General features: G+C 41.4%; 9 protein-coding genes. 5 read left to right on the forward strand and 4 right to left on the reverse strand.

Annotated elements, in window-relative coordinates:
* The first annotated feature begins 698 nt into the window (after positions 1 to 698).
* The 3 genes from AC5JM2_RS12150 (at position 699) to AC5JM2_RS12160 (ending at position 4,497) form a co-directional block, all read left to right on the forward strand.
* Entirely contained in the window at positions 699 to 1,661 is a 963-nt protein-coding gene (locus AC5JM2_RS12150) for an NADH-quinone oxidoreductase subunit B family protein (RefSeq protein ID WP_495835134.1), read from the forward strand.
* An 88-nt stretch (positions 1,662 to 1,749) separates the two neighbouring features.
* On the forward strand, positions 1,750 to 3,345 hold the full coding sequence (locus tag AC5JM2_RS12155) for a nickel-dependent hydrogenase large subunit (RefSeq protein WP_495835135.1): 1,596 nt from the start codon (positions 1,750 to 1,752) through the stop codon (positions 3,343 to 3,345).
* A gap of 411 nt (positions 3,346 to 3,756) precedes the next feature.
* Positions 3,757 to 4,497: a hypothetical protein gene (locus AC5JM2_RS12160; RefSeq protein WP_495835136.1), complete on the forward strand. Its 741-nt coding sequence runs from the start codon at positions 3,757 to 3,759 to the stop codon at positions 4,495 to 4,497.
* A 701-nt stretch (positions 4,498 to 5,198) separates the two neighbouring features.
* Here AC5JM2_RS12160 and AC5JM2_RS12165 read toward each other — a convergent pair.
* Positions 5,199 to 6,233 carry a metal ABC transporter solute-binding protein, Zn/Mn family gene (locus AC5JM2_RS12165; protein WP_495835137.1) on the reverse strand — a complete coding sequence of 345 codons (1,035 nt, stop codon included), beginning with the start codon at positions 6,231 to 6,233 and terminating at the stop codon, positions 5,199 to 5,201.
* Positions 6,234 to 6,475: 242 nt separating this feature from the next.
* The gene (locus tag AC5JM2_RS12170) at positions 6,476 to 6,865 is read right to left on the reverse strand and encodes an SCO5389 family protein (RefSeq protein WP_495835138.1); all 390 of its coding nucleotides are present in this window, start codon (positions 6,863 to 6,865) and stop codon (positions 6,476 to 6,478) included.
* 33 nt (positions 6,866 to 6,898) lie between these two features.
* On the opposite strand from AC5JM2_RS12170, the gene AC5JM2_RS12175 reads away from it, so the two are divergent.
* Positions 6,899 to 7,081, forward strand: coding sequence for a hypothetical protein (locus AC5JM2_RS12175; protein ID WP_495835139.1), 183 nt, complete (start codon positions 6,899 to 6,901; stop codon positions 7,079 to 7,081).
* 39 nt (positions 7,082 to 7,120) lie between these two features.
* Here AC5JM2_RS12175 and AC5JM2_RS12180 read toward each other — a convergent pair whose 3' ends face one another.
* Positions 7,121 to 8,200 (reverse strand): WD40 repeat domain-containing protein, encoded by a 1,080-nt coding sequence (locus tag AC5JM2_RS12180; RefSeq protein WP_495835140.1) that lies wholly within the window; start codon positions 8,198 to 8,200, stop codon positions 7,121 to 7,123.
* Between the two features lie 165 nt (positions 8,201 to 8,365).
* Complete coding sequence (locus AC5JM2_RS12185; RefSeq protein ID WP_495835141.1) at positions 8,366 to 9,337, reverse strand: CobW family GTP-binding protein; 972 nt, start codon at positions 9,335 to 9,337, stop codon at positions 8,366 to 8,368.
* A gap of 651 nt (positions 9,338 to 9,988) precedes the next feature.
* Here AC5JM2_RS12185 and AC5JM2_RS12190 point away from each other — a divergent pair.
* A partial coding sequence (locus AC5JM2_RS12190; protein ID WP_495835142.1) for an nSTAND1 domain-containing NTPase occupies positions 9,989 to 11,640 on the forward strand: 1,652 nt, incomplete at its 3' end.

Genomic DNA, 11,640 nt, shown 5'->3' on the forward strand with positions numbered 1-11,640 from the left:
AAGCTTAGGACAACAATAAATTCACAATATACGCGCTTTGAAGGTGTCTACCGTCGACTTGTCCTAACGGGTTTGGCGACTGCTATAAAAGGGATAGAGCTATATTAAGCGTTTAGTATTTTGGCTAAAAAACCGATAAATACTCCTTGAATTAATTAAGTCTATTCTCTTTTAAGATAAAACATTTCTGTTGAAAAAAGTATATTTTTTTGTTTGATTTAGATAAAAATATCTTAACTTATATTTATATTCACTTTATACTTTAATAGGAATCCGCTTTGGTTTATGAACTTACTAGTTGAGGTAGGGAATGCTTAACTTCTAAGGCTTAACTCTTAACATACACTGTACTGAGTTCTGTTAAAAATTCAAATAGAAATCCTAAAATTTTCATTTGTTTCCAAAAAATTCTTTGAGATAACAGATTTTTTAATTATTTCCCTAAAAAAAACTAAGATTATCTTAACAGAATCTAGCTGTTATTTTATCTATCATTGTTCTCAAAAAAAGTTATAGGTTAACTGTTTTATCAAAATTAGACTAAATTTCGTTTCAAAATGTCTAAATCTTTCTGTGAAAGATAAACAATAGAATTAAAAAATACATGATATAAAAAATAAAGAATGAAAAACAGTTGAGACGCGACAATAACGTCACCTGAATCATGCAGGCTAAACAATAGAAAAAAAAGATAGCTGATGACTAACTTACTATGGCTGCAAGGTGGTGCATGTTCAGGCAACACCATGTCATTTCTTAACGCTGAAGAACCCACAGCTTGTGATTTAGTTACTGACTTTGGCATAAACGTCCTTTGGCATCCATCTTTAGGACTGGAACTAGGTGCAAACTTGCAGACAATGCTGTGGGACTGTCTTTTGGGCAAGATTCCTTTGGATATCCTGGTTTTTGAAGGCACAGTTATTAACGCACCTAATGGCACAGGAGAATGGAACCGCTTTGCTGATCGCCCCATGAAAGACTGGTTAAACGACCTATCCCAAGTTGCTAACTATATAGTCGCAGTGGGAGACTGTGCAACTTGGGGAGGAATTCCAGCAATGGCACCTAATCCTAGTGAATCGAAAGGATTGCAATTTCTCAAACGCAAAGAAGGGGGCTTTTTAGGAAAAGAATTCCGGACAAAATCGGGATTACCCGTGATCAACATTCCTGGATGTCCCGCCCATCCCGACTGGATCACACAAATATTAGTGGCGATCGCCACTAATAGAATTGGCGATATTGTCCTTGACGAGTTGCATCGTCCACAAACTTTCTTCAACACCTATACCCAAACAGGCTGCACCCGCAACATCCACTTTGCCTACAAAGCATCAACCACCGATTTTGGTCAACGTAAAGGATGCTTGTTCTACGACTTAGGTTGTCGCGGACCAATGACTCGTTCCTCCTGCAACCGCATTTTGTGGAACCGCGTCTCCTCCAAAACCCGCGCCGGGATGCCTTGTTTAGGTTGCACCGAACCCGAATTCCCCTTCTACGACCTCAAACCAGGAACTGTATTTAAGACACAAACCGTGATGGGAGTTCCCAAAGACTTACCCACAGGAGTGAACAAGAAAGACTATGCCCTACTCTCCATTGTGGCGAAAGACACAATGCCTCATTGGGCAGAAGATGACTTTTTTACAGTTTAGTCATTGATCCTTAGTCATTAGTCATTGGTCATTGGTCATTAGCATTCATTCAAAGCACAAAGCACAAATGACACAGGACAAAAAACAAATGGGAAATCAAACATTAGACATCTCCCCAGTCGGGAGAGTAGAAGGCGATTTAGATGTCCGAGTGGAAATAGAAGACGGGCAAGTCGTCAACGCTTGGACACATGCCGAACTCTTTCGAGGATTTGAAGTTATCCTACGCGGGAAAGACCCCCAAGCAGGATTAATTGTCACACCTCGTGTGTGCGGTATCTGCGGTGCTTCTCACCTGACAAGTGCAGCTTGGGCATTGGACACCGCTTGGGGAACAGAAGTCCCGCGTAATGCAATTTTGGCAAGAAACTTAGGTCAAATTGTCGAAACAATCCAAAGCATACCTCGTTACTTTTACGGTTTATTCGCTATTGATTTAACCAATAAAAAGTACCAATACAGTCCTTATTATCTAGAAGCTTGCAGACGCTTTGCCGCTTTCACTGGTAAGTCTTACGAACTTGGCATCACAATTTCTGCTAAACCTGTCGAAATTTATGCCCTCTTTGGCGGTCAATGGCCCCACAGCAGTTATATGGTTCCTGGTGGCGTGATGTGCGCCCCCACCTTAACAGACGTGACTCGCGCGTGGTCAATTTTAGAATACTTCCGCACCAATTGGTTAGAACCTGTGTGGTTAGGTTGTTCTTTAGAACGCTACGAACAAATTCAGACTTATGAAGACTTCATGGAATGGCTAGACGAAAGCCCAAGTCATGCAAACTCTGACTTAGGTTTTTATTGGCGCATGGGTTTAGATATAGGTCTAGATAAATATGGTGCTGGTGTAGGTCGATATGTTACTTGGGGATATTTACCTCATGAAGCAAAATACCAGAAGCCAACAATAGAAGGGCGAAATGCATCCCTGATTATGAAGAGTGGAGTCTACGACAGTTTCAGCGACACCCACACTCTCATGGATCAGACTTTTGTCCGGGAAAATACAACTTACTCCTGGTATGAGGAACTGACATCAGACATTCACCCCTTTGACCGCCTAACCAAACCAAGCAAAAATAATGTCAAAGACTTCAATGGGCAATACACTTGGTCAACAGCAGTACGTCACAAAGACTTAGGACGCTTGGAAGCAGGACCACTCGCACGTCAGTTAGTGGCTGGTGGTAAACATGGCGAGTCTTGGCAGCACTACGATGGGTTTATTCTAGATGCATTCAAAGAGTTGGGTGGTGCCAGTATTCATATACGACAGCTAGCACGAGTCCACGAAATTGTCAAGTTATACAGACAAGCAGAACGCTGCTTGCGCGAGTTCCGCCTGAATGACACCTGGTATATCAAACCCAAAGAAAAAGATGGGCGCGGTTGGGGTGCAACAGAAGCATCGCGCGGTTCCCTGTGTCACTGGTTGGAGATTGAGGGTGGTAAGATTAAGAATTACCAAATTATGGCACCGAGTACTTGGAATATCGGACCGCGTGACGCAGAAGGAATACGCGGACCGATTGAGGAAGCTTTAGTCGGGACACCTATTTTCGACTCGACCGATCCAGTGGAAGTGGGTCATGTGGCGCGATCGTTTGATTCATGTTTAGTTTGTACTGTCCACGCCCATGATGCCAAGACAGGTGAGGAGTTGGCGCGTTTCCGTACTGCTTGACACTCTCCCACCGCGTTCCTTGGAGTAACAGGTATAGCCGGGGATTTTAAGTGAAATACACATGTACTGTAGGGTGGGCATTGCAATGCCCACCCTACAGTACATGAACTTTTGTAACAAAAAATGAGGTTTTGCATAAAACACTACGCTTGAAGCTGATAAATAAACAGAAGTTCACCTATCACTTTTCTTAAAGAGGTAGTACCATGCGTCTTTAGTGGTTGGCAATCTTAAGCGTCATAATTATGTTTCTGGTTCTGACGATACAAACAAGTAGGTATCCTCAAAGCCTGGGCTAAGTCAAAAGCAGAGCAACAAAGTTATATGAATTTTATTGGCTTTTCTCTGTAAAATACGGGCTTTAGTTTTCATGCTGAGTGACCAAATACCATCAATTTTTATTGGTGCAAGATGTATGTTTATTTATTTTCATATTTAGAGGAAAAAATGAATAAGATTCATTTCTGGAAAAGTTATTTTGCCTTGACTTCTAATTTTTTGGTATCGATAGCTCCTGCTACACACCTGATTACTTTACTCGGTCTGCTGCTTGGAGTACAACAAGCGGCATCTGCTGCGACGCTTACGTTTGAGCAAGCATCTGTAGGGACGCTATCAACCTATACTGAATCTGGTTTTACAACTTCGGCAGTTTCTGGTCCCTGGGTTGTAAGTGACTCATACGGTAAACCGGCTCCCTTTATAAAATTTACGAACGAGGCTGGTCTAAACCCGCTGACTGCTACAATTCAAATTACAAATAATGACTCTAAATTTACATTCGGCTCGGTCGATCTTTACTCCAGTGTAACTCCAATCCCTTACGTAATAACGGGCTCGTTAAATTCAACAGCGGTATTTTCTTTTGAAGGTACGGTTCCAAACACTTTTGGTAATTTTAAAACTGTAGTCAACTCGAACTCGAATTACTTAATCGACAGCTTGACAATCTCTCTAACTAACCCGGCAGTAACATGTTGCTCTAATCCTATGGGGCTTGATAATATCACTGTGACACCTATTTCCACTACTTCAGTTCCTGAGCCAAATAGTTCTGTATTTTTTTTGCTGGGACTCCCGGTTGTCACTTGGCTTAGCCGACGGAATCTGACCCCTGGCTCAACAATCCGTAGAGACAAAAAATTGTCTTGAATATGTTCGATTTATAAAACAGAAAAAGCTGATTGGAATAGGTAAAAGACTTGACTAAACTCCTTATAGGAAGTTTTTGCAGTAATTCAGGCGATGAACCTAGACAAGAATGCTGGTACACCGCTTTTGATTGTCCAAGATTCTAATTTTACAAACGAAAACAGCGATCTAAGTAAGTCGGCGTTAAAAAATCAACCTATGTAACAAAATGTAAAATCAGCAAACAGCTTAGAAATGACTCATTCCACAATTTTTACAAAACTCAACATACATTGGTTTTATCGTGCCGACTTACTTACAAGAACAATTCACTAGGATTAATTAATATCCCTTGATGGTTTTTATAAAATCAAAGATGGTTTTCGGTTACAACAATTTTGATAACCAACCATTACTCCCCTACAATTGCCATAGTTTACAAGTTATTTGTTCAATAACTTCTTAATTTTGCTTTTCAAAGAATAGAGCGAACAAGCTTATGGCAGGCAGAACAGATATTTATCTTCGGTCCATGATGACCCTTTTTCTGTCTAGAAATCAGATGATGAACCGTTAACGGCTGCACTTGTCTTTCACACAACTCGCAACTCATGCTGTTGACCTAATGCTACTGATACTATTTGTATTATTACGTAATACTTAAGATGGTAATGGTGGGTTTATTTCCCATGATCCATTACCAATTACCGAATGCTTAATAGTTACTGGTTCTCGGTACCACTTTTTTGTTGGCTACTTGAGAGTGTTGGTTCAAAAATCAGATACGTCCCTCCTAACCCTTCTACAATTGTGCGAGTATTAGCAACCATCATTTTTTGGTAAGTGTCTGCTTCGCTTCCTGGCGCACCTAAGTTATTAACAAATAGCTTTCTTTGTGACACTTTCGCTTTTGTATTTTCAGTCACAGAGTTAATCCAATTAGAGTTGTTTGTTGTTGTTTCTGTAAAAAGCGTAGGAATCTTAGATTCTTTAATGTATGTAGCCAGTGATTCTATTCGTGTTGCACTAGGTTTTTCTCTATCGCTTATAGCTTCTAAAGCAGATGCATAAGAAAGACCGTATGCTTTGGCATAATAACCCATTGCATCATGAGTTGTTACTAATTCGCGTTGTTTGGCAGGAACACTAGATATTCTTGACTTAATCCAACCATCTAGTTTTGTGAGTTCATTTCTGACTTTTTCCGCGTTGTTACTATATAAAGATGCATTCTCTGGTACTGCTTTACTCAGGTTATTGTTAATAACATTTACCATCCTGATACCATTTTTCGCATTGTGCCAAACATAAGGATCAGAAACTGTTTTATCCTCTTCTTCAAACTTTAGCGGCTGAGGAACAGCACGTTGAGCAACTGCGATTTTTGCCCCACTATTTTTACTCGCCTTGATCAGCTTGACTACACTCGGTTCTAAATTGTATCCACTGAAAAGAATCAATTTAGCTTGCTGGATGGCTTGTTGATCTTCTGGTTTTGGTTGATAAAAGTAGGGATTTGTATCAGGGGGAATTAGGCAGGTGAGATTAATTGTCTCCTGTGCTATTTGCTTGGTTAAGTCACATAATATACTTGTTGTTGCTACGACTTTAGGAAGATTAGCATTGTGTTCACTGGAGTTGAGAGTGCCAGTAGAAGTGTTTGCCATACTACCTAAATTATGACACCCAAACAATCCAAGAGTAAAAGCAACGAGAGCAGCACGTAATGGTTGGATTAATTGTAACTTTCTTGACATAAATACTTCTATAAGAACAAACACAATAATAATGCTGTATCTTCCTTTTAGGAGTTGTTTTAACCAGCTATATTGTGCATCTTTAGGCAATTATAGAAAAATTCTCATAAACGAAACCCCCTGTTTCACTACTCCTACTAATTTCCTCATGTCGGGATAAACAAGGAAAACTTCTTAGTGGAGGATAAAACAAGGGGTATCGTAGCTTTACTGTTCTTTGTTCTTTTACAGGAAGTTTAGTGTTAGCAGTCTACTAATTCTGGTGTTTGGTTAAGAATTTGACTCTTAATGGAAATAAAATCTTGGTAAGCAGCAGAATCTAATCTATTTGGGTGAAAGACAGCAACGCTGTGACAATTCTGAAATGCCAATTTGATACCAAAATAACGCTCAACTGCTCCACGTATAGCATCTCCACCCATCATCCGCAACAATTGAGCACGCGCTTTTTCACTTGGTGGCGCTACAGCATGATTAGCCCATTCTTCTCCTCTTGCCAAACGTTCAGCTAAACCTTCAACAACACTCCAAGCATAAGGTAACGAATCTCTAATGGTGGCTACAAAATCTGCTTCGTTAACCTGACCTGCTTTTGCTTGTTCAATGAGATGCACACTCACGTTTAGAGACATATATCTTTCCTTTGGTGAACATTCGAGTCAACTGTGACTCAATTCCTGAACATAATAATCATTATCAATCAAGATATTGACACCATCGCAAAGAAAAGTAATATTCCACAAAAAATATTAATGCCATTGGCAAAAAAATTTAACATTATAAGGATGGCTGAAAACCCTGTGGCTATGCCTACGGCACGCACTCGCGTTCAGCCCTGGGATGCTTGAAAATAGAATTCAGCAATCCCTGATTCAGAAAAAAAGAAATTATTTATCCCCAAAGCCTTGACCAAGCTTCGTTTTTGACCAAATAAACAACTCACCATTTTCACCACCTGCAGCAAGTTGGTTACCTTGAGGATGCCAAGCGAGTGTTGAAAACCCGGATGAAACACCTGTAAGAATTTGAGAGACTTCCTTTGCTTCTTTCCACAGACAAATCCAGCCATCAGTACCAGCGGAAGCAAGCAGAAAGCTTTTGGGTGCAAAGGCGATCGCCTGAATGATATCAACATGATTCGTTAAGACTGTTGCTTCCCAACCCAAGGAGTCATCCGCCTGCTTCTCCCACACAACAATACCATCAACACTGGAACAGGCGACCAGAGGTGCGCCTTGTTGAGTCGCTAATTCTGACCATGCAATTTGGCGAATTTTGCCAGGAAAACCTTGCATAAGCCAAGGTTGGGCTTCGCCGTCAGAGGATAACATCTGCGATTCCACAACAGTAATGCTACGGTCCATATTACCAGAGGCAAGGTATTTGCCATCCGGCGACCAAGCTATTGCTACACTGACAGAAGGTATATCTAGGATATATGGGTCTTCATCCCAGTTTTGAGAGTCCCATATCTTGACTCCCAGGTAACCGCCAATGGCTAAGTACTCTCCATCGTCACGCCAATCAATACCCAAAACCGACGAGGCATCAAAATTCAAGGTGACGACTATTTCACGAGTATCAGCATTCCATACTTGAACATAACGCCCTAAGCTGAAAGCGAGATGATTGTCCGTCGGACTCCATGCTAGCTTATCAACCCACGCAGGAGAATTTTCTAAAGTGGCGATTAATTCGCTTTCTCGCCAAATTTTTACCTTTCCATCTTGTCCACCAACGGCTAAAAATTGTCCATCTTTGGAAAAGGCGGCACAATTTACTGATTCACCATTACCAGTTTGTAAAGTTGTCAGATCACCATCTTGCCACAGCACAACTTCACCAGCAGCAGAAGTTGCTGCTAGAGTTGTACCTTTTGGGGACCAGGCGATCACCGTAACATAATCCGAAAGCGTCCCCGAATATTGCTGTTCAAATTCTTTGGAGTTGAGGGTTGAGGCGTTCATGGTTGTGTATGGAAGATGAGGAGGGAAGGAGGGAAGGAGAGAAGGAGGGAGGGAAGGAGGGAGGGATATTTTCCCACACTCCTACACTTTTTGACTTTTGACTTTTGACTTCCCCGTTTGCGTAGCGCCCCGAAGGGGCTAGGGGCTGACTCCCTCATCTTTTCTTCAGGCCAAACAAGCGAGAAAATCTTGTTTTAGTTGGGCTTCGTCTAAGTTACGACCGATGAAAACCAGTTCATTTTTGCGGGTTTCACCTTTTTTCCAAGGACGATCCGCTTTTCCGTCAAATAACATATGTACCCCTTGGAATACAAAGCGGTTATCTTCCCCAGCAATATTCAAAATACCTTTCATACGGAAGATATCTGGTCCTTGGGTACGCAGTAACTCTCCCATCCAATCATATAACTTGTCGCCATTGAGTGTGCCTTCTGCTACCAAAGCTACAGAGAAAACAGTTTCGTCATGTTGATGCGCGTCTTCACCCAGAAATTCTGGATCAATTTCTAAGGCGCGGTTGAGGTCAAAAGCTTTCACACCCAACAAAGCATCCATTGATACCTCAGATTCACGGGTACGGTAGATTTTAGCCATAGCATTCATCCCCCGAATCCGTTTTTCTAGCTCATCAAGCTGTTCTGGTGGCACTAAATCGGTTTTATTTAGTAAAATCACATCGGCAAAGGCAATCTGTTCTTGTGCTTCATCGGCATCCCAGTGCTGCCATATATGTTTAGCATCCACCACCGTCACCACAGCATCTAACTCTAGTTGATCGCGCATATCTTCATCCATAAAAAAGGTCTGAATCACTGGCGCGGGGTCAGCTAAACCTGTGGTTTCTATGACTAAGTGGTCAAATTTATGACGACGCTTCATCAAATTACCGATGATGCGAATCAAATCGCCACGCACCGTACAACAGATACAGCCGTTGTTCATTTCAAAGATTTCTTCATCCGTATCAATAACCAATTGATTATCAATACCCACTTCTCCAAATTCGTTGACAATTACAGCAACTTTCTTGCCATGTTCGTGGGTTAGGATGCGATTTAACAGTGTTGTTTTGCCCGCTCCCAAGTAGCCAGTCAGAACAGTAACGGGGACTGAATCTGTTATTACCTCAGCAACCATGCCCTAGCCTCTTTCCTATATAGATAATCATTATCGCCTATCTTAATCGCTTTATATTTTAATGACGACTTGTTGCTGAATTTGATTCTGGAAAAATAACAAGACAACTGTGGTAATTTTTTTTACACAAAAATAAATGTTAAGACTTTAGCGCAAAAGAGTAGCTTGAGCACTTCTTTATAAATTCTTGGCGTTGCGTCTGTGCATAAAACACCTTCGTTTGCCCCTACTAAAAGGTCAATCTAGATAATACTTTTAATCTCCATAATCCGATGTGGTTGTGGGGATTTGTTTTGCTTACTCCCTTCACGGTGTAAGATTACCGATGTAATTTCTTCTCCCCTGCACCCAAGCGCTCCCTTGCTCCCCTGCACACCTTACGGTAATTTTCGGGCACCGAAAGGAGTAGACGATCGCCTGAGTGATCACGAAGTCCAAAATTTATTTAGCCCATGTAGTGTGACCCCCAACAATCCCAATACTGAAAAATATGAGGCGCTGCTGCTGAACAACAACATTCACAGCCAAAGTGAAACCTCCTGGTGATATGCTGGAGACTTTTGCCTGAAGGAATGGATCTTGTTTTGCGTAAAACTGGCTTATTCGTGTGATTCTATCTGTTGTAGACACAAAAAGCTTGGGGAGTGCAGCGTGGGAAAGCAACAAAATAATGGTAAAACCACGAATGGCAACACTAGTGTCAAAACAATTTTGATTTTAGCAGCCAATCCCACAAATACCGCAAGACTACAACTAGATAAGGAAGTGCGGGAAATAGAAGAAGGATTACAACGTGCTTCAAATGGGGGGCAGTTCAGGTTAGTAAAAAAAGGGGCAGTGCGATCGCGTGACTTCTACCGAGCAATTTTAGAACACCGACCACAAATAGTTCACTTCTGTGGGCACGGTACAGGAGTTGATGGTATTGTTTTAGAGGATGATACGGGGCAACCAACACAGATCGATAAGGATGCACTTTCAAAACTGTTTAAGTTGTTTGCAGTTAAGGGGGTTGAGTGCGTAGTATTGAATGCCTGCTATTCAGAAGTACAAGCAGAAGGTATTAGCCAATACATTAAGTATGTCATTGGCATGAATCAGACCATTGGGGATAAAGCTGCGATCGCTTTTGCTGTGGCATTCTATGATGCTCTAGGTGCTTCTGAAACAGTAGAGTTTGCTTTTGATTTGGGTTGTTCACAACTGGTAGGATTAAAAGAAAACCAAACGCCAGTTCTCAAGACAAGATTAATTCACCCTGCTGATATTCAGTTTGAAGCTGGTGATATTCCTCCTAATCCATATTTGGGGTTGTCGGCTTTTGGTGAGAAAGATGCAGCGTTCTTTTTTGGGCGAGAGGAGTTTGCTAATGAATTGTTTGAGATAGCTCACCACCAACAATTGGTTGCAGTTATTGGTGCGAGTGGCTCTGGTAAATCTTCTGTCGTGTTTGCCGGATTAATTCCTAAGTTGAGAGAAGAAGGTATTTGGTTAATTGACTCATTGCGTCCCAAAAGCCAACCATTTGATGAACTAGCCTTAACTTTAGTGCGTCAATTAGAACCAGATATTAATAAAGTCGAAACAGCAATTCAGGTTGGTAGATTAGCACAAAGTCTAAAAAAAGGCGAAGTTAAGCTACATCTGTTAGCGTCTCAAATTTTAGAAAATAAACCGTCGAAACACTTTTTGCTGGTTGTAGACCAGTTTGAAGAACTTTACACTCAATGTCTTGACAAGGAAGAACAACAGCGCTTCATTGATACTTTATTGGCAGCAGTTCAACACAAAAGTATCACGTTGGTTTTTACGTTGCGTGCTGATTTCTACGAGCATGTTCTCTCTTACCGTCCATTCAGCAATGCATTACAGCAAATTGCATTTAAACCACTGGGGTTAATGGAGCGAGAGCAATTAAAGCTAGCCATTGAAAAACCCGCTCAAAAGTTAAATGTACGACTGCAAACGCATTTAGCCGAAAGAATACTAGATGATGTCGGGGATGAACCGGGTAATTTGCCTCTACTAGAATTTGCTTTAACACAATTGTGGGATAACCAGAAAGATGGTGAACTGACTCACAGAGCCTATGATGAGGTTGGTGGTGTCAAGCAAGCACTAGTGAAACATGCTGAACAAGTTTATTCTAGACTAAGCCACTCCCAACAGCAGCAGGCACAACGAGTATTTCTGGCATTAGTAAGGTTGGGTGAAGGAACAGAAGATACGAGGCGCGTTGCTACTCAGAATGGTAGAGTCGAAGGGGACTATTATGTCCCGCTCCTCTCTATTAGATCCGGACG

It is taken from the genome of Brasilonema angustatum (genome assembly GCF_059505445.1).